This is a genomic window from Marinigracilibium pacificum, assembly GCF_012926615.1.
GTDB lineage: Bacteria > Bacteroidota > Bacteroidia > Cytophagales > Cyclobacteriaceae > Mangrovivirga > Mangrovivirga pacifica.
Genome location: NZ_JABBNU010000003.1, coordinates 309,688 through 329,187, shown reverse-complemented (window position 1 = coordinate 329,187; position 19,500 = coordinate 309,688). Strand labels below are relative to the sequence as shown.

General features: G+C 33.6%; 21 protein-coding genes and 2 tRNA genes. 3 read left to right on the top strand and 20 right to left on the bottom strand.

Annotated elements, in window-relative coordinates:
- Positions 1 to 137: 137 nt before the first annotated feature.
- Together xseB and xseA are read right to left on the bottom strand one after the other, a co-directional pair.
- The gene (gene xseB / locus HH304_RS06355; RefSeq protein ID WP_169679118.1) at positions 138 to 341 is read right to left on the bottom strand and encodes an exodeoxyribonuclease VII small subunit; all 204 of its coding nucleotides are present in this window, start codon (positions 339 to 341) and stop codon (positions 138 to 140) included.
- On the bottom strand, positions 328 to 1,575 hold the full coding sequence (xseA, locus tag HH304_RS06350) for an exodeoxyribonuclease VII large subunit (RefSeq protein ID WP_169679115.1): 1,248 nt from the start codon (positions 1,573 to 1,575) through the stop codon (positions 328 to 330). The genes xseB and xseA overlap by 14 nt, the downstream gene beginning before the upstream one ends.
- A gap of 92 nt (positions 1,576 to 1,667) precedes the next feature.
- On the opposite strand from xseA, the gene HH304_RS06345 reads away from it, so the two are divergent.
- Complete coding sequence (locus HH304_RS06345) at positions 1,668 to 2,186, top strand: DUF4920 domain-containing protein (protein WP_169679112.1); 519 nt, start codon at positions 1,668 to 1,670, stop codon at positions 2,184 to 2,186.
- Positions 2,187 to 2,257: 71 nt separating this feature from the next.
- Here HH304_RS06345 and gap read toward each other — a convergent pair whose 3' ends face one another.
- Positions 2,258 to 3,250: a type I glyceraldehyde-3-phosphate dehydrogenase gene (gene gap, locus HH304_RS06340; protein WP_169679109.1), complete on the bottom strand. Its 993-nt coding sequence runs from the start codon at positions 3,248 to 3,250 to the stop codon at positions 2,258 to 2,260.
- A gap of 341 nt (positions 3,251 to 3,591) precedes the next feature.
- Here gap and HH304_RS06335 point away from each other — a divergent pair.
- Positions 3,592 to 3,663 (top strand) — tRNA-Glu (locus HH304_RS06335).
- A 492-nt stretch (positions 3,664 to 4,155) separates the two neighbouring features.
- A tRNA-Glu gene (locus HH304_RS06330) sits at positions 4,156 to 4,227 on the top strand.
- A gap of 82 nt (positions 4,228 to 4,309) precedes the next feature.
- Here HH304_RS06330 and HH304_RS06325 read toward each other — a convergent pair.
- The 17 genes from HH304_RS06325 to HH304_RS06245 all read right to left on the bottom strand — a co-directional run bounded on the left by HH304_RS06325 (position 4,310) and on the right by HH304_RS06245 (position 19,494).
- Positions 4,310 to 4,798: a hypothetical protein gene (locus tag HH304_RS06325; RefSeq protein WP_169679106.1), complete on the bottom strand. Its 489-nt coding sequence runs from the start codon at positions 4,796 to 4,798 to the stop codon at positions 4,310 to 4,312.
- 115 nt (positions 4,799 to 4,913) lie between these two features.
- On the bottom strand, positions 4,914 to 6,443 hold the full coding sequence (locus HH304_RS06320; protein ID WP_169679103.1) for a hypothetical protein: 1,530 nt from the start codon (positions 6,441 to 6,443) through the stop codon (positions 4,914 to 4,916).
- A gap of 13 nt (positions 6,444 to 6,456) precedes the next feature.
- Positions 6,457 to 9,429: a TonB-dependent receptor gene (locus HH304_RS06315; RefSeq protein ID WP_169679100.1), complete on the bottom strand. Its 2,973-nt coding sequence runs from the start codon at positions 9,427 to 9,429 to the stop codon at positions 6,457 to 6,459.
- A 275-nt stretch (positions 9,430 to 9,704) separates the two neighbouring features.
- Positions 9,705 to 10,037: a gliding motility protein GldC gene (gene gldC / locus HH304_RS06310; protein ID WP_169679097.1), complete on the bottom strand. Its 333-nt coding sequence runs from the start codon at positions 10,035 to 10,037 to the stop codon at positions 9,705 to 9,707.
- A gap of 113 nt (positions 10,038 to 10,150) precedes the next feature.
- Positions 10,151 to 10,813 carry a 3-oxoacid CoA-transferase subunit B gene (locus HH304_RS06305; RefSeq protein ID WP_169679093.1) on the bottom strand — a complete coding sequence of 221 codons (663 nt, stop codon included), beginning with the start codon at positions 10,811 to 10,813 and terminating at the stop codon, positions 10,151 to 10,153.
- Positions 10,814 to 10,837: 24 nt separating this feature from the next.
- Positions 10,838 to 11,533, bottom strand: coding sequence for a CoA transferase subunit A (locus HH304_RS06300; protein WP_169679091.1), 696 nt, complete (start codon positions 11,531 to 11,533; stop codon positions 10,838 to 10,840).
- A gap of 30 nt (positions 11,534 to 11,563) precedes the next feature.
- Positions 11,564 to 12,493: a bifunctional riboflavin kinase/FAD synthetase gene (locus HH304_RS06295; RefSeq protein ID WP_169679088.1), complete on the bottom strand. Its 930-nt coding sequence runs from the start codon at positions 12,491 to 12,493 to the stop codon at positions 11,564 to 11,566.
- 49 nt (positions 12,494 to 12,542) lie between these two features.
- Complete coding sequence (truB, locus tag HH304_RS06290; protein WP_333908744.1) at positions 12,543 to 13,250, bottom strand: tRNA pseudouridine(55) synthase TruB; 708 nt, start codon at positions 13,248 to 13,250, stop codon at positions 12,543 to 12,545.
- Positions 13,251 to 13,307: 57 nt separating this feature from the next.
- Positions 13,308 to 14,111: an undecaprenyl-diphosphate phosphatase gene (locus HH304_RS06285; protein ID WP_169679085.1), complete on the bottom strand. Its 804-nt coding sequence runs from the start codon at positions 14,109 to 14,111 to the stop codon at positions 13,308 to 13,310.
- 7 nt (positions 14,112 to 14,118) lie between these two features.
- Complete coding sequence (locus HH304_RS06280; RefSeq protein ID WP_169679083.1) at positions 14,119 to 14,346, bottom strand: DUF3098 domain-containing protein; 228 nt, start codon at positions 14,344 to 14,346, stop codon at positions 14,119 to 14,121.
- A gap of 1 nt (position 14,347) precedes the next feature.
- The gene (locus tag HH304_RS06275) at positions 14,348 to 15,247 is read right to left on the bottom strand and encodes a cell division protein FtsX (RefSeq protein WP_169679080.1); all 900 of its coding nucleotides are present in this window, start codon (positions 15,245 to 15,247) and stop codon (positions 14,348 to 14,350) included.
- A gap of 124 nt (positions 15,248 to 15,371) precedes the next feature.
- Positions 15,372 to 16,271 (bottom strand): hypothetical protein, encoded by a 900-nt coding sequence (locus tag HH304_RS06270; RefSeq protein WP_169679078.1) that lies wholly within the window; start codon positions 16,269 to 16,271, stop codon positions 15,372 to 15,374.
- A gap of 5 nt (positions 16,272 to 16,276) precedes the next feature.
- Positions 16,277 to 16,816, bottom strand: coding sequence for an RNA polymerase sigma factor (locus HH304_RS06265; protein WP_169679075.1), 540 nt, complete (start codon positions 16,814 to 16,816; stop codon positions 16,277 to 16,279).
- A 235-nt stretch (positions 16,817 to 17,051) separates the two neighbouring features.
- Positions 17,052 to 17,495, bottom strand: a complete 444-nt coding sequence (locus HH304_RS06260; RefSeq protein WP_169679073.1) for a Spy/CpxP family protein refolding chaperone — start codon at positions 17,493 to 17,495, stop codon at positions 17,052 to 17,054.
- Between the two features lie 3 nt (positions 17,496 to 17,498).
- Entirely contained in the window at positions 17,499 to 17,909 is a 411-nt protein-coding gene (locus HH304_RS06255; protein WP_169679071.1) for a hypothetical protein, read from the bottom strand.
- A gap of 45 nt (positions 17,910 to 17,954) precedes the next feature.
- Positions 17,955 to 18,470: an RNA polymerase sigma factor gene (locus tag HH304_RS06250; protein WP_271711530.1), complete on the bottom strand. Its 516-nt coding sequence runs from the start codon at positions 18,468 to 18,470 to the stop codon at positions 17,955 to 17,957.
- Positions 18,471 to 18,558: 88 nt separating this feature from the next.
- Positions 18,559 to 19,494, bottom strand: a complete 936-nt coding sequence (locus tag HH304_RS06245) for a universal stress protein (RefSeq protein WP_169679069.1) — start codon at positions 19,492 to 19,494, stop codon at positions 18,559 to 18,561.
- Positions 19,495 to 19,500 lie beyond the last annotated feature (6 nt).

Below are 19,500 nucleotides of genomic sequence, written 5' to 3'. Positions count from 1 at the left end.
GGTATGATTGTTATATGTCGAAAAATTAACTCTTTTTCGAAGTGTAATTTAAGGAATTGTTAATTTAGTGAGTCTAAATCCTTGGTTGTTGCTTTAAAATGGTGTTAAAGATGTAAATTTTTTAATTAAATATTAGTTTAATTGTCAATGTCGTCGAATTTGTCCGATAGTTGTTTTTCTACAGAGCGAAGCTTTCCGCGACAGGTTTTAATAATGTTAGTAGCTTCTTCAACATCTTTCATAAGTTCGTCAATATCACCTTCTTGATTTTCTAATTTTTCAAGAATTTTATTTAGTCTTTCTATAGATTCCTTGTAATTGAATGATTTATTTTTGGTCATTTTTTTCAATTGTTTTAATTAAACTTTTAATATCGTATTTACTCGTTACAGTTCTAATTAAGTCACCAGTATTTAAAACTTCAGCTTTGTTAATATTTACACCATTGACTTCTGTAAACGAGTACCCTCTCTCTATTACCTTTTTTGGGTTTAAGCTATTTAATAGTTTCTCTGAACTATCTAACTTTAGTTTTTCCTTATTTAATATATCACGGGTTATATGTTCAAGGTTAGATTTTGTTTTTTCAATCAGATATTCCTTTTCTTTCACATGGCTTTCTGCAGCTTTATGTATAGCATGCTTAATATTCATTAATTTATCTGCAGCAATTTGAATGTACGATTTAGAAATATCTGAGATCGACTGGCCTAGTGATAATATATTTTCTTCAAAACTATAAAGTCCATTTATTAGGAATTCGGCAACAGCTGTTGGAGTTTTTAAAGATGTATGTGCTACAATGTCAGTAATTGTTTCATCTCTTTCATGCCCAATGCCAGTTAATACAGGTAAGGGGAATTGTGCAGTATGAAAAGCAACTTCATAATTATCAAAACATTCTAGATCTAATTGCGCTCCACCACCTCTTATTATTACAGCAAGGTCAAAATTTTCAATATTGTCATTTATTATATGTAAGGAATTAATGATGCTTTCAGGAGCTTGATTCCCTTGCATAACAGTATTGAATAATTTGGTTTCAAAAGAGTAGCCATACCTGTTGTTATGTAACTGATGCATGAAATCCTGATATCCTGCAGCTGTTTCGCTGCTTATAATGGCGATTTTTTGAGGGACAATTGGAAGAGATAATTCCTTATTAATATCCAGGACACCATCTTCCTCAAGTTTTTTCATTATTTCCTGTTTCTTGGCTGCTCTTTCTCCCAGAGTATATTTTGGGTCAATATCAGTTATGTTGAGAGACATGCCATAAACTTCATGAAAAGTGACTTTTACTTTGCATAAAACTTTCATGCCTTCCTGTAGTTCAGATCCAGTGATCTTTAAGAACCATGCATTAATTCCTCTATACGTATATGCCCAAATTGTTGCCCGGTTTTTAGCTAATACATCATCATCATCTTTGTCTACTAATTCTAAATAGCAGTGGCCTTTGAAATTAGTTCGTAGTTCTGCTATCTCAGCAATAATCCAATAATGATTTTCAAGATGATCAGATAGAACATTTTTTATTTTATTATTTAACTCAAGCAGTGAATAAGTTTCCAATTTATTCTTATTTTTAATTGGTAATTCTATTTTTAAATCTATCAATCATTAGTCAGACATCAAAGTTGATTTCTGATATTAAACTTCAAAAAATGAAAATGAAAAAAGGTTTTTCAGCAATAATAATTATTCTAATAATTTTAGGGGCATGTTCAGATAAGAAATCAGAAAATGAATCTAATGATAAAGCAATAAGCCAGGATACAACAATTCAAGTTAATTATTCATTTTTCGGTAAGGAAATCAATGCTGAAAATGCATTAGCCTTGTCTAGCCCTGAGGATATACTAAATGGTAAGGATAGTTTAAATGTAAAGCTTACGGGTGAAGTATCTTCAGTATGCAAGATGAAAGGTTGTTGGATGACATTGTCAGTTCCAGGTCAGACGGAACCATTACGTGTTACTTTTAAGGATTATGGGTTTTTTGTACCTAAAGATATAGAAGGTAAAACTGCTGTTGTGGATGGTATATTAAAGAAAGAAATTGAAGATGAAGCAACAAGAAAGCATTATGCCAAAGATGAAGGGTTAACGGCTGAGGAGATTGAAGAGATTAAAGGTGATAAGGTTGTTTATTCCTTTGAGGCAGACGGTGTCATTTTGATATAAAGAATAATATTCAAAGTCAATAAAAAAAGCTTTCCATTGGAAAGCTTTTTTTATTTAAAATCTAGAATTAATTAAGATCCTAATTTAACAATCATATCAGCAGATCTGTTTGAGTAGCCTGCTTCGTTATCATACCAGCTAACAACTTTGATCATATTACCTTGTGCAGATGTCAGTAATGAATCAAAAATGCTTGAGTGAGGGTTGCCAAGAATATCAGCAGAAACAATTGGGTCTTCAACATACTCAAGGATACCTTTAAGAGGACCTTCAGCAGCTTCTTTTAACACTTTGTTTACCTCTTCAGCTGTAACTTCTCTTCCAACTTCAGCAACAAGGTCAGTAACAGAGCCATCTGGTACTGGAACACGCATAGCTATACCGTCTAATTTTCCTTTAAGTTCAGGAAGAACTAATCCAACTGCTTTAGCAGCTCCTGTAGAAGTAGGGACGATAGAAACGGCACCAGCTCTAGCTCTTCTTAAATCTTTGTGAGGAGCATCCTGAATTGCCTGGTCTGCAGTATAAGCGTGAACTGTAGTAATATATCCTTTTTTAAGACCAAAAGCATCGTTAATTACTTTTGCTATTGGAGCAAGGCAGTTGGTAGTACATGATGCATTAGAAACGATTTTCTCATCTCCTGTTAGTGTATCATCATTAACTCCTAAAACCACAGTAGGGATATTACCTTTTGCAGGAGCAGAAATTAAAACTTTCTTTGCACCAGCAGTAAGGTGCTTACCTGATCCTTCTTCATCAACAAATCTACCTGTAGACTCAAGAACTACATCTATTTCATGCTTTTTCCAAGGTAACTGGGCTGGGTCTCTCTCAGCATATGCAGCAATTGATTTTCCATTAACAATGATGCTGTCTTCTGTTGATTCAACCGTTCCTGGGAATTTGCCGTGAACAGTATCATATTTTAATAAATGAGCAAGTGTCGCATTGTCAGTAAGATCGTTGATCGCAACAACTTCCACATTATCTTTGTTTAGAAGAGCTCTGAAAGTAAGTCTCCCTATTCTTCCAAATCCGTTAATTGCAACTTTAATAGCCATTTTTTACGGTTTTTTATGTGTTATTTATTTGTGTGTATAATAATTGACAGGTAAAAATACTACGTTAACTATGGAAAAACAATGAAATGTTATACACCTTTTATTATTGCAAACGATTGAAATGATTTTTTGGAAATAATATCATAGTAGGATTATTAATTTGATATTTAAATGAAATTATAAGGAGGTTAAATGAACTTATTATAATTGAAATTTTGTTTGAAATTTAAGTTGCTGCATTTCAGATAGTTGTTTCGTTTAACTGAAAAAAAATAATATTTTTTGTGTCGGAATGTTGAAATTTTAAAATGATGCTCTATATTTGCATCACCTTTTAGCACGGCCCGTTCGTCTAGGGGTTAGGACGCCAGGTTTTCATCCTGGTAGCAGGGGTTCGAATCCCCTACGGGCTACAAAAAACAGAGTGAGAAACAAAGCGAGAGCCAAGTTTTGATCTCTGTTTTTTTTTACTCCTTAATCTAAATTCCAAATTCTTTTTGTATCAATTTATTTGATAATATTTTTCTTGAAAATTTGAATATTGGTTTTTCTTATTCAAGATTTATTATGTTCATTAATTGGAGGGAATAAATTTACTGTTTGTATAATTTATGGCCCCGATTTAAGATTACAGTTTTCATTGAAAAGTTTAATTTTTCCTTAAATGTTTATTTGGCTTTCTTGTTAACCAGAAGTTATTTGAATAATCAGGTAAAATTTAGAAGGATAAAATAAGGCTGTGATTTTAAATTATTGTTTATGTTTTAAAGTTGAAACATATTTAATGTGTTGATTAAAATTTTTCTCCCTATAAATCAGCTAGTAACGAGTTAAGTGTTGAAAAAATATTCGGGAGGTGTTGAAAAATTAAAATCAGTAATTATATTTGCATCACCTTTTAGCACGGCCCGTTCGTCTAGGGGTTAGGACGCCAGGTTTTCATCCTGGTAGCAGGGGTTCGAATCCCCTACGGGCTACAAAAAACGTTGACATTTCTGTCAGCGTTTTTTTTATCCTGCCGGCTATTAAACTTTAGTTAATAAAAGTTAGAATCATCAATTATTTTTTATTTAGAAACTCCTTACCTGAAAGTGAATGGCAAGCATTGCATGATCTTTCAAGTGCTAATGAAGCATTTAGGGCATCTTGTTTATTCGATTTTTCTATAGATGCTATTATTTTGGTTAAAGGGGAATTAGTTAATTCCTGAGTTAGTTCACTAATATTTTTACCTTCAGTATTATAATTTGCTATTTCAAACTGAGTGAACAACTCTTTAAGCCTTAATATTTGATAATTTGCCAAGTTCCAGTCTTCGTTATTGATAGCCTTATTTAATTCAGATTGCCTTAATTCGATCTGAAGCATATTTGAATGGACGTTAAACCCCTTATTGTTTGAAAGCTCTAATACCTCCGTTCTCAAACTATCATTTTGATCGATTAGTTGTGTGATGACACCTCTGTTAAAATTAATCTGATAGAAGTTGGTAAGAATAATTAAGGCGAGGATAATGATAGTAACAATAAAAGTATTCTTTTTGATCATGTTGTTTTCGTTTACATGCAATTTATAAAAAATCGTGTTATCATTTAGTCTTAAAAAGATTAAAGCCCTGACATCAATTTGATGCCAGGGCTTTTATATTGGTTGTTGATTTTCGTTATTGAATCACAAATGGTAGTGAGTTACCTGCATAATCATTCGGATTGATTTTTTCAATATTGGATCCGAATTTAGAATTGATTCTTTCGATCATGTAGTTAGCCATCCATGCATGTCCTCTTTGGTTTGGATGCACACCATCAACAGAGAATCCTCCATTTGGTGGAATAAAAGTGGCATTCAAGTTTGAACCATTTACGTTTATTCCAGAAGTTTTTAGCAACGTTAACTGTGCATTAACATCAGCAAGAACAAGTCTGTCCGAATAATTATTTACTGCAGAACTAATTGATCCATTAAATGCATCAACTTTACTTCTGATAGTAGCATCTTCACTTTCAGTTATAGTATATTGATCTGCTAGAGGTACTGCAACACCAATTACAGTAGTCGGATTATTCGGATTAGCTAAAGTCCCTAATACTGTAGCTGAAGTCAATGTGAATAGATCCTTCGAAGTAGCAGGCCTTGATTGTTCATACGGTGCTAAAGCAGCTCTAGTATTAGAATTAATGTCTCCATTTTGCTCTAGTCCATCAAATATAGGTCCAAGATCAGGAAGCGATTCATCATAAATCAAGATTGGATTTGGCCCAATTCCATATGAAACTTTTCTTTCCTGTAGTCTGTAAGTACTAAGATTCGGGTTTTGGCTCAATAGATCCATAAGACCATTAAATTGAGCAAAAGCACCATTAAGTTGATCAATAAGTCCTTGATCATCACTGCTAAACCCAATTGAGTTAAAAGGAACTGCAGTAAAATATGGTATATCACTTACATATGGAATATTTGCAACAATTCCTTTTGCATCTGTATTTGCATTTAACATTGTGCTTAAAGCATTATTGTATGCGCCTTCAAAAACTGAATTATCGGTTAAAATTGCCTCATTAGAAGCACCACCTATTGCATATCCTAATACATCATTGTTACCCAGCCAAAACACAAGGAATGTACCACCAGCATTCATTGCTGTTGCTGCATCACCAAGAAGGGTAGATGTGCCCGGAGCAGAAGCTACTCTTGCATATAATGGATTGTATAGCGCGCTACCAGGATTCCCTAAGTCTGGTGTTTGTGCAGTCAAGATAGTAACTCCTGGTATTCCAAAATTATTCAATGTAGAAATATCACCATCATATGGGCCTATTTGCTCTACTGTGTAAGGATAATTTGGTATAAATTGAATAGGAGTAGGGGCAGGTGAACCTCCCGGTTGGTTTGCTAATATCAATTTGCCAGAGATATGGTCACTAGATACCAATGGAATGTTAAAATCTCCACCACCATTTCCTTTCATTTGTTCTGTTATGATGGCGACAAAGTTGTTTTCCTGTCCGCTTTTATATAGTGCACCGTCCATGTACCCCGCTGTCAACGAGTTTCCAATGGCAACTACCTTTGAAAAATCAGCCTCACCTGAAGTTGGTTCTTGTGCTACAGTTGACTCAGGGAAGTCATAAGTACATGCAAATAACAAGCATGTACTTAATAATGTATATATTGATAATTTGAAATTTTTCATGATTGTTAGGTTTTTAGTTCATCAACTCATCAAAAGTGATTGATAGGTAATAGATAGCACCAAGAGATGGGCCACCAGCATTCATTACATATCTTTCGTTAAGAAGATTAGATCCACCAAGTTTCAGCGTAGATTTCATGCTTTTTAGCTTGTAGCTTAATTGTGCATCTACAGTTCCAACGGCTGGCACTTCCTGATTAGCAAAAGATGAATTCCACATAAATGCATCTTGCCATCTATACGTTACATTAAAACCGAATTTATCAGTTACTTTTCTGTTGCTAAATGAAACATTGAACTTGTTTTCAGGAGTGTTAAATCCTTCAACGAATTCTTCACCAAGATCTTCACTAAGTTTGTTCCAGTTATAATTAGCAGAAAGAGTATATCCTCTGTTAAACATATAATCTACACCTAGCGCTAAACCTTGAGCTGTGATTTCTCTGTCCACGTTTGTGTATGTCTGGAAAGTATTTTCTTCACCCGGAGTTGTATTAGGGCTCAGTAGAGTCTGTGCATTTCTGATATTTTGTTCAGTGATAGTTGTTGCATCGAAATCAATTTCACCTGCAGCTTTTCTCAATAATCTTTGAACAATAAAGTTGTTGTAGATATTGTAATAGTAAGCAACGTCGATATAAACTGACTTACCTAAAATACCTTTGTAACCAAATTCGAATGCTTTGATTTCTTCTGGTTTTACAGGCTCAAAATCAGCTGGTTCAAGTAAATCCAATAAATCAGGTCTTGCAATTACTGCACCACCTAATTCAGGGTTTTCACCGATTGCATTTGTGATTTCTGAGATATAATTATCAACAGAGTTTAAAGTATAAGCATTTTCATAAATGTTTCTCGCTTCAGCATACTGAGGAAGTCCTCCTAGTAACCTTGCAGATACAACGTTTAGATCAATGTGCTGTCCCTGAGTAGTTGGGTTTCTGAAACCAGTCTGGAATGAAGCTCTGAAATTGTTGTTATCAGCAAATGTCCAAACTGCAGATATTCTAGGGTTAAGCTGAGAGTTGAAATTTTCATTCTTATCCCATCTTAAGCTTCCAGTTAACTTAACTTTTTCATTGAAAATTTTCTTACCAGCCTGAACAAAAGCTCCCACTTCTTGAATAGTAATGTCATTACCTGTTGTGTCAGCGAAAATTGTACCGTTAGATTCAAGATCATAAAGTCTATATTGGAAACCAGCTTGTAAGTTAAGTGCACCGTTTAGATCATTTGTGAAGTCGTACATACCTTCTGCCATGTACATTTTTGTGGCATCATCGAATTTAGATCCAGCTGGAATCGATTGTGACTTAGCAAGGTCAGCTTCAAACTCGAAGGTATCTGATCCAGCTATTGTTCTTCCGTTATCAGCAAACTGTCGTCCTGCAAAGTGAGCCATTTGTTGCTGCTGAACTGTCGATGCTCCAGGAGCTATGCCATTTGCAGCAAGATATCCAAGATACCCCACTGTATATTCGGCAAACCACTGTGAGTTATTTTTCCATCTGTCATTAATAATAACACCAGTTAAATCTGCAATATATGAATCACCTGATTGTTCAATAGTTGTATAACCTCTTAAATAAAAGTTATCAGACTCTAACTGGATTCTATGTTGTTGTATATTAAAGTTAGCTAATGAATAACGTTGAGCTCCTGTATAAACTGTTGTACCTGCACCATAATTGAACTGGTAGGAAAGTTCAAGATCATCAGTTAACCTGTAGTTTAATGATGCTCCTAATTTCAGGTTTTCAGCACCATAATCTACAAGATCTTTTTCTAAATATGGAGTTCTAGATACTGTCTGATTTGGAATGTCACCAGCATAATCTGAAAGCCCATTAGAAGCCAATATCGATTGGAATGTTGAGCTTAAACCTACAAGGGGTAAACTAATTTGTACTTCATCTCCAAAAGCATGAATCAGATCAGCTCCAGGGTTTTCAAAGAAGAATGGATAAAGGGTATTTAAGTCTTCCTGATTTCCTAATTCACCGCCTGAATAAGGAGTGAAACCTGTTGGTTTGAATTGTGGAGTATTATCTCTTAGGTCAGTACCCCACCAATCTTCAGCTTTTGAGAAAGATGCAGTTACTTTAAATGCAAATCTGTTATTAAAAGCCTTAGCATATCTAATTGCAGCTTCATACATAGGTTGTGCACCACCTGGGCCGATTTCATTTCCGAATGAATTTAAATCTGTATCGCCACCTATATGGTTAACTCCAACTTTTGCAAAAGCACTTAGTCCTTGATAATCAAATGGATTTTTTGAATTTATTAAAAGGATACCATTGAAAGCATTTGGTCCATAAAGAGCAGATGCAGCACCTGGTAATAATTCAACACTCTCAACATCAAGTACTGAAGGACCGTTTAAGCTTCCTACTGGGAAGTTCAGAGCCGGAGCCTGAGTATCCATACCATCAATTAGCTGTACGAATCGAACGTTACCTGTTGAGTTGAAACCACGAGTATTGATAATCTGGAAGTTAACGCTGGAAGTTGTCATATCAACACCTTTCAGATTTCCAATTGCTTTGTAATAATCATCAGAAGAAGTGTTTTGAACCGCTAGCACGTCCATTTTTTCAATAGATACTGGTGATTCTAAAATTGTTTCTTCCACTCTTGAAGCAGAAACAACTACTTCTGATCCAACTAAACTTTGTTCTTCTAATTGAATGTCAAATGATTGATTGTTTTGAGTGACTTCTCTCTCTTGTGAATCGAAACCAACCATTGAGTAGATTAGTGTGAATGGAGGTGCACTATTTACTGTAAGGTTATACGACCCATCAGCTTGTGTGATAGTTCCGATTACTTTCCCTTTTACTACCACGTTCACTCCATAAAGTGCGTCGCCTGAGGCATCTGTTACCTTTCCTGTGATAGTAGTTTTGTCCTGGGCATGGGCTGATACTATTGTGAATAAGAATAGTACAATCATGCCAAGACTCCGTGTGAGAATCTTTTGCATAGATGTCATGTTTATTTGTATTTAAGGATTCTGGTTTAGGTTTTATATTAAGTTAATTGTCATTATAAGTTAAAAGATAATATAAGTTTTCAAAAATTGGTTAATTGTTGGGTTATTTAGTAGGCATGCCTACTATTTATTCTGTCAAAAATAATATATTAAAAATTTAATCCTAAAATAATAAGGTTAATTTTTCATTTAAAATACTATAAATGGTTTATTTTTTATTTAGAAGGGAAGCATAAAAAAAAGCTGCCTGAGCAGCTTTCTTAAGATTATTGATTTTCTTTTTTTACATGTTCAATTAATCGATCGCAGAGACTATTCATTTCATTTGCCATGTATTCATCTGCTGTTGAAGTCATTAAGCTTTGTGCAAGACCACCAATAATATCGATATAGAATTTTTTCATCTCATGAACCGGCATTTCTTTATTCCAAAGATCGATTCTTAAAGTGTTCATTTGATTTTGATCCCATACTGAAACACTAATAGCATTTGTTTCATCAAGTCCACCACCTGGCTTGTCATCTGCAGTCCATTCAATTTTTTCCGGAACATTTTCGTCATCTAAAGTGACGTTAAATTTTATTGATGATTTTTTCATTATTACTTTTTTTGTACGGCTTTTAAGCTAAAATAATGTTACCGCAAAAGTAAGAACAACTGAAATGAATTGTACTATAAAAAAAGAAAAACCCGCATTTAGCGGGTTTGGAATTAATCTATTTTCATTTCAGGAATATCTCCTTCTATAATCAATTTTCCTTCTGTAGCATTTTTTATTTCTTCAACAGAAACACCAGGAGCTCTTTCTCTTAAAATAAAGCCACCTTCAGGGTGTATATCTAAAACAGCGAGGTTGGTGACAATTTTATTAACGCATTTTATTCCTGTAATAGGCAGTGAACATTCTTTTAGTAATTTAGATTCACCGGATTTGCTTGTATGTTGCATAGCAACGATGATGTTATCAGCTGATGCAACAAGATCCATTGCTCCACCCATTCCTTTAACCATCTTGCCAGGAATTTTCCAGTTGGCAATATCTCCATTTTCAGAAACTTCCATAGCTCCAAGTATAGTAAGGTGAACATGTCCACCACGGATCATGGCAAAACTTTCTGCAGAACTGAAGAGAACTGATCCGGGAAGCATACTTACCGTTTGTTTACCAGCATTAATAAGGTCTGCATCTACTTGATCTTCGGTAGGGAAGGGGCCAATGCCTAAAAGACCATTTTCTGATTGTAAAACTACTTCCATGTTATCTGGAATATAGTTAGCCACAAGTGTCGGAATTCCGATTCCAAGATTTATATACATCCCATTTTCAATTTCACGGGATATTCTTTTTGCGATTCCTATTTTATCTAAAGACATAATAAATTTCGTTTTGATGGTTGATTAGCTTCGAACAGTTCTTTGTTCAATTCTTTTTTCGTAGTTTTTTCCTTCGAAAATTCTTTGAACATAGATTCCCGGTGTGTGAATCTGGTTTGGGTCTAATTCTCCAGCCGGTACAAGTTCTTCTACTTCAGCTATTGTTATTTTGCCAGCAGCAGCCATCATTGGGTTAAAGTTTCTGGCAGTTCCCTTAAAAATCAAATTACCTGAAGTGTCACCTTTCCAGGCTTTAACTAGGGCAAAGTCAGCTTTTAACCAACTTTCCATCAAATACATTTTTCCATCAAATTCTCTGATTTCTTTACCTTCCTGGATTTCAGTTCCAAATCCTGCCGGAGTAAAGAATGCTGGGATTCCGGCTCCTCCGGCTCTAATTCGTTCAGCAAGTGTGCCTTGGGGGATAAGATCTACTTCTAGTTCTCCAGATAATAACTGTCTTTCAAATTCAGCGTTTTCTCCAACATAGCTACTGATCATTTTTTTTACTTGCTTTTGTTGAAGTAGTAATCCGATTCCGAAGTCATCTACTCCTGCATTATTTGAGATACAAGTAAGGTCTTTAACACCTTTATCAAGGAGGGCCTGAATACTATTTTCAGGGATTCCGCAAAGTCCAAACCCTCCAAGCATTAGAACAGAGCCATCTTTAATGTCTGCTGTTGCTTCCTGGGCGTCTTTTACAACTTTGTTTATCATGTGTTCGTGGGTTAATTGTTGTTTTCGAAATTACTTATTTAATCGGTCAAGTACAACCTGCCTATCTATTTGTAATTGATTAATGAGTTCTTCAGTATTTTTGAATTTTCTTTCCTTTCTAACATAATTATCAAAGAAAACGGTAATTTTTTCTCCATAAATATTTTCGTTAAAATTGAAAAGATGTACTTCAAGGCTTAGTTCACTTCCTCTAAATGTAGGTTTCACTCCAATATTCATCATGCCTTGATATCTTTTACCTCCTACATCAGCATGAACGCCATAAACACCATGAGCTGGTATTTTTTTGAATTTTTCGGGGATAGTAATGTTAGCTGTTGGAAAGCCTAATTCTCTTCCTCTTTTTTCCCCTTCACCTACAAATCCTGTTATTGAATAATCCTGACCCAGGTACTCTCTTGCAATCTCCACATTTCCTTCATCAAGCGCCCTTCTTATTTTTGTAGATGAAACAGCTACATTATTAACATCTTGTTCAGGGATTTCTTCAACTTCGAAGCCATATTTACTTGCATTTTCTTTTAAGTGCTCAAAGCTTCCTTCTCGGTTTTTACCAAATCTGTGGTCGTATCCAATTACAAGCTTTTTGGTATTGATGCCATCAATAAGTATGTTTTTTATAAATTCTTCGGAAGTCTGGCTACTAAATTTTTTATCGAAGGTAAATTTAATAAGATGGTCAACCCCTAATTTTTCCAGTAGAAGTGCTTTTTCTTCAAAAGTATTCAGAAGCTTTAATGAATCATCGTCTGGCTTAAGTACAAATCTCGGATGAGGCCAATAGGTTATCAATACCGTTTCTCCATTATTATTTTGAGCTATGGTTTTGATTCTCTCTATTATTTTCTGATGGCCTTTATGGACACCATCAAATGTTCCACTAGTTACAACAGGGAATTTTGGTGGAGTAAACTCAGTAAGACCTTCATATATTTTCATATCTGGATTATTATATTCAATGAAGTTAGTTCTATATCAAACAATCTGATTATTTGTTTTCAGGAAAGGCAACTCTAAACTTATTCTTTTCAACATATTCTTCAGGAGATAAAGCATTTTCAAGTGTAAGTTCACCTATTCTTGTTCTGACCAGAGCTTTCATATAGGCGCCAACCTGAAGTTTTTCCCCAATATCTCTAACAAGACTTCTAATATAAGTGCCCTTCGAGCAAACTATTCTAATTTTAATTTCAGGGTTATTTGATTCAAGAATTTCAATTTCATGAATCTGAATTTTTCTTGATTTAAGCTCAACTGTTTCACCTTTTCTGGCTTTTTCATAAACTCTTTCACCATCAACTTTAATAGCTGAAAATATTGGAGGAACCTGGTCAATTTCACCTTGAAATGAATTTATCACTTTGGTGATCTCTTCATTAGTTAAATGATCAGTGTTAGTTTCTGAATCAAAATCAGTTTCCAGGTCGACACTTGGGGTAGTCTTACCTAATACCAAATCACAGATATATTCTTTTTCTGCAGCTTGGTAGTTTTCTATCTCTTTGGTTTTTTTTCCTGTACAGATAACTAACAAGCCAGTTGCCAACGGATCTAATGTTCCTGCATGTCCAACTTTTTTTATTTTAAGACCAAATCTGATTTTTTTTATTACATCAAAAGATGTCCATTCGTAGGGCTTGTCAATACAAATAACCTGGCCATTGTCAAAATATGGAGTTAGAATTGCTTTTCTCACATCAACGTTTTTTTTCTTGTACGAAAATACAAAAAATATCAGTTTGTAATAGTGGAATTAAGATTGAATAAAAGCGCCGATAATTGCTATGATACCAGCAAGAAAGCAATAGCCAGCAAAGAAAATGAGCTTACCTTGCTTTACAATTTTAATCATCCAGTTACATGCAACTAGTCCTGATCCAAATGCAGCTATTGCACCTATCGCCATGGCGGGCACATTTATATTTGAAATATTTTCAGCTTCCCCGGAGAAAAGATCAAGAGTTTTTAAAAATGCTGCACCTAATATAGGTATTAGAACCATTAGGAAACTAAATCTCGCTGCCTGTTCTCTATTAACTTTTAGAAGAAGGGCTGTACCAATTGTGGCCCCTGACCTTGAAATACCAGGTAAAATAGCAATAGCCTGAGCTATTCCTATAATTAAAGCTTTTAATGGAGAAAGGTCGCCATCCGGATTTCCCGTGAAAGAGGCAAATAAAAGTAGCAATCCGGTAAGAATTAACATACTACCCACCAGAAGTGCATTACCTGTAAATAATGATTCTATTTGTTCTTCAAAAAGAAGACCTATAATCATTACTGGTATGATAGAAATTATTATGTAAATAATGAACCGGGAATAGTCGTTGAAAGGAAATTTAAATCCATTTTTAATAATCTGGAAAATATCTTTTCTGAATACTATAATCGTACTTAAAGCTGTAGCTCCATGTACTAGAATACTAAACAATAAATTCTCCTTAGCCTGGACTCCCAGAAGTATTTTACCTAGCTCAATATGTCCACTACTACTAACGGGTAAAAATTCTGTTAAACCTTGTATGATTCCAAGGATTAACGCTTCAATTATTGTCATTATTTAATTATTGATCGTTAGATGAAGAATTTTTCTGCTTAAAAAATATTGCCGCAAATTCAATGGCAAAACCAGCAAGAACTATTAATGGACCAATTGTTAACCCTAAAGTACCAAATCCATAAGGTTCGGTGTCAAGAGTCATAATGTAAAAGCCTAATGCAATTACTAAAACTCCAACAATCAGGATAATATAATTTGTTTTATCGAATGGTAATGAGTTATTATTTTTCATATTAGTATAGTTCATCTAAAGAAAGTTTAAGGTATTTATTAACAGCAAACCATGTGCTAATTAAACACCCAAGGCATCCAGCCAAAATAAGAATTCCTCCAACGGTTAATAATCCGTTTTTGAATGGTTCAAGATCTATTTGAGCAAATTGATTGTTAATGCTATATATAATCGTAAATATTAACCCGGAAGCTAATAAGGCAGAAATCAGGCCATATAATAAAGCTCGGCTTAGAAATGGTTTTTGAATAAATCCTTTAGTTGCTCCAACAAGTTGCATTGATCTTATCAAAAACCTTTGGCTAAATAGGGCTAATTTTATTGTGTTATTAATAAGGAGAACAAAGATGATAAGCATTAATAAGGTAATCGCCAGAAATATGGCACTTACTTTATAAATATTATCATTAATCTCTTCAAGCAAGTTAGGTACATAGGTAACTTCATGGATACCAGGAATTTTTTCAAGGCTGGTTTTAATTTCAGTAAGGTTTTCTTCAGCTTGAAATTCCTCTTTTATATGTACTTGATAACTATCTCTTAATGGGTTATTGTTAAGTATATTAACAAAATCCTCGCCAATTTCAGAAGTAAGTTGTTCAGCTGCTTTTTCTTTACTTATATAGGAGATTCTTAATGTATCACTGTTTTCAGCTACATAAGGTTTTGATTCAAGAGTTTTTCTTATTTTCAATTTATCATTTTCTGACACATCCTTGTCGAGGATAATTTGAATTTCAAAATTCTCTTTAACTACAGTAGCGAAGTAGTTTCCAAAATAGATCATTGAGGCAAATAGACCTATGGCTGTAAGTGCTAAAGTATTAGATGTGATAATACTTAAAAAGGGAAATGCTCCCAGTTTCTTTTTTTTCTTATAATTAGAGCTTTTTGCACTCATATTACTTGCCTGATTTTCTTTTAAAACGTAAATCTAGTATCAGTAATTGAGAGTTCCTAGAAGAAGAAGGGTTAAAAACTATTAAAAAATCACAAATGAAAAAGGACTCCGAAGAGTCCTTTTTTTATTTGTTATTCTTTATTTCCATCAAATTTTGAATGACGCCCACATTATCTAAAGCCGTAAGCGGAATAGTGTTATGTGTAGTGTCTAATTCGAAGAATTTTCCGTCATAATAAAGGAATAGACCTCGTACATTTTCATTATTTACCTCTAGAATCTCATAAGGTTTTTCTCCTCCGAAATCTCCATATAGAGATAATTTATTGTTATAGAACTTGTAATGAAAATCAAAGTTGCTTCCTTTGGTTGTTTCAATTTCAACCAATCTATATGGGTTATACGAATTTACTTCCTCTGAGGTGTCAGATTTTTGAGTCTCAGTTTTTGAATCTACTGAAGGTTCAATGTTTGATTGAGTTTCCTCTTTAGTTACAGGTTGTTTCTTTTCAGCGATCTTACTTTGATCGTTGTTATCTTTTTTACTTTCTTCTTTCTCTGGTGTTGGTGTAACTATAGAAGTTTGCTCTTGTGTTTCCTCAGCTATTACTTCCTCTACTTTTTCAATTGCATCGACATTAGATTCTGTACTTTTATCGATTGGAGAAATAGTTTGTTCTTGAGAAGCTATACTGTCTGATAATTGAACGTCTGCAGATTGATTATCGTCAGAGAACAATAGCCATGACCCGATAATTATCGCTGCAAGGATAGAAATTCCTATAGTGATTTTCCCAAAAGTCGATTGATACCAGGTAGTATTAGATACTGTAATACTATTTAATCTGGCTTTAAGTTGTTGAACCCTTGCCTGTTCCAGGCTTTTGATAATATCTTTCTGCATAGAAACCTCTCTTTGAAGTTCCTGGTCACCTGCCATTTTTTGTTCGAAGGCCATTCGATCAACTGCAGACATATTACCCATCAGGTAATCATCAATGATATTTGATTCGTTTAAGTTCATAATTCTTAGTCTAAAAAGTCACCAGCAGAGTATTTCGACTTCACCAGTTCATCTAACCTTTTTTTACACTTGTACTTTTTTGTTTTTGCTGTGTCTGTATTTGCAAGGCCTAAGTTTAAAGCTATATTTTGCATTGACATACCATCAAAATAAAAGTAGGTCAATATTTTTTTACAGGTATCACCAAGTTCATTGATGCATTCTGTTATTATTTTCAATCTCTCTTCTTGCTCGAAATCCATTGTTTCAGGATTGTCAACTTCTTCTCGGCTTAACCTACTTTTCCGATCGAGCTCCTTTCGCCACAAATTCAAACATATGCTGTAAAGGAAAGTGCTAATTTTGGAAGTTAGTACTAGTTTCCCACTAGCTACCTTCTGCCAGAATACAATCAGGGCATCCTGAAATATATCCTGAGCTTCTTCCTCAGTACCACTGTTAGAAAGAACAATCCTAGTCATCATCCTGTAATATTTTTTATACAGGTAGTCTAGTGCTGTTTCGTCTCCTTTACTAATACGTTCAAGAATCTCTTGATCCTTCATCTGAAGCGCTTCATTGGTTTATACGTATTGAAAATAAAATGTAACCCTAATTAAACAAAAAATTGTAAAAAAAATGGTTAAATCTTTTTAGCAGTCTCTAAACTACAATAAAGAATTTAGAATTAAAACTATTTTTAAAGAGTCAAAACTATTTTAAACGTTATGTTTTTTATTGAAATTAAAAAAACCTGCCATTGTGATGACAGGTTTTTAAAATTGTATTAATCCTTAATGATTAATTGTTTTGTCTTCTGCGTGCCCGTTCACCAATACGTTCAAGTAAAAGTTCTTTAAATTCTCTTTCAGCTTGATGCAATTCAATTAACTGGGCAGGAGATATTAACTTAAGTAATTTATCAGAATATTTTTTTTCAAGTTCAGCCTCCTTGACTTTGATTTCAAGGTTTTTGTCTAATAGCTGTTTTTGCTCTTCTTCCGAAAGTTCATTAAGACGTCTGTTCCCTCTTAAATCTCTTAATTCATTTCTTAATGATGCTCTTTCGTGTAAAAATTGATTATAAACTGGCCAGAATTGCTGAGCTTGTTCTGGGGTTAAATCAACTTTATTAGTTATGTAAGCTATTCGCGCACTTTCTATTCTTTCTTTTGCAGGCCCATCTTGAGCTAATCCGGAATAGCCAATAATTATAAGTCCAAAAAATAGTAAAATGTATCTCATATCTTAAAGGTAAATATCAATATAATCTTCTATAATAGTTTCTTCGATTTTCTTATTCTGAAAGTCAGTTTGATCAACTCCAGCTTTAGATGCAGCTTCTATTAATTGATCTGTATCAATACTATTTTCAGTTAAATAAATTATTATGTCTTCATCACTAACTGAATTTATTAATTCTTCAACTGAAGCCTGTTGAGCTAAATCTGTTTTATTCTTTTTAGAAAAATTATATAAAACCACTGTAAATACTCCAATAATCATAATTGAAGCAGCTACTTTAATCCAATTTGGATAAAAGTTGATAACAGTTCCTTCTTTTGAAGCGGTTTCTGTTTTCCTTTTTATTTTTTCTTCCAGATTTTCAAAATAATTCTCCGGAGTTTTGAACGGATGTTTTTTCGGTAAACCTTCCATTTTTTAATTTTATTTATTTCTTTGATCCATCACGAGATCAAAGGTTTAATCAGGTAATGAAATATATTTTTTTATTTTTTTTACTGCATGGTGATAACTTGCTTTTAAGCCACCCACTGATGTATCTGTTATTTTTGCTATTTCTTCATATGAAAGGTCATCAAAGTATTTCATATTAAAAATTAGTCTCTGCTTATCGGGTAGCTTAAGCAAAGCTTTTTGAAGTTTAATTTCAACTTCATCCCCATCAATATATTGACCTGATGTTAAAATATTTTCCAGTCCTACATTATTATTCGAAAGTGAGAAAAAATTTGTTCGCTTTTTTCTTCTCAAAAAATGCAGACATTCATTAGTAGCTATTCTATAAATCCAAGTAAATAGCTCAGAGTCTCCCCTGAATTTATCCAGATTTTGATAAACTTTTATAAAGGTATCTTGAGTAATATCATCTGCATCGTCATGGTCCAAAACCATCTTTCGGATATGCCAATATATTCTTTCCTGATACTCAGTTAGAATTGCTGAAAAATCATTCTTTGTATTGAGTTTGGACTCCAGTTTTACTTCTTTCACAAAAAAAATCAGGTCTAAGTTTATACTTTGATACCCGTACCTTAAAAAGGTTTAATACGAAGTAGAAAAAAAATTAAAATTCTCTTAATGATTCTAGAATTCCTGCATTAGTACCTTTTCTTCTAACAACCATAACTGGTATATCTTTAAGAAACTGGATTAATCTTTCAGCCATACTTCCTATAAAAAGTGATGGTAAAGCTGTTCTTCCTTTGGCTCCAAACAAGACAAGGTCTGCTTGAATTCCTTTTGCAAGATTGTAAATATCTTCTATTGGATTCTCATTGGTGTCCAATGAATAAATAGCACGAATATTAGTGCCTTTTGTATCTATTTTTTTGATGAAGGTAGCAAAGTTCTTTTTTGCATTTTCTCTCATTATCTGAGAAAATTCTTCATATGACCTTCCACTATAATGATATCCAACAGGAACATTATAAACATTCTGGCATATTATTTCAACGTCTCTACCTTCATGATTTTTAATCATTGATGCTATTTGAATCCCTTCTTCAAGTGCATCCTTAGCATTTTTTGAAAAATCAATGGGTACGTGAAGTTTATTGATTTGAGCTTTTGATCCTTCAGGTATTATCAATAGGCTGCAATCAGCTCTTCTTGCAAGTCTGTTGACCAGAACTCCAGAGCCTTCTTTCTTTCTTTTTCTGCCAACTATGATTAAGTCAATATCGCTGGAATGAGAATATTTTAGAAGTCTTTTAGCTTTTTGACCCTTTACAACTTCATAAGAAACTTTATATGGAGGTTTTACTCCTATTTTATTAACAATCACTTCTTTCATTTGATTTTTTTTATCAGTGATTGCTCTTTTTACCATATCAGGAAATTCCTTTTTAATCTCAGCTGGTATAGCAATTTCAGGAGTAATTTTTATGAATTTCAAATCAGTTGCATCATTCAGTTTTGCAAAATAATTTGAATAATCGATGAGTGTATCATCAAGTTTTGATAGATCTAATCCTACTAATACTTTTTTAATTTTATACATATAGTA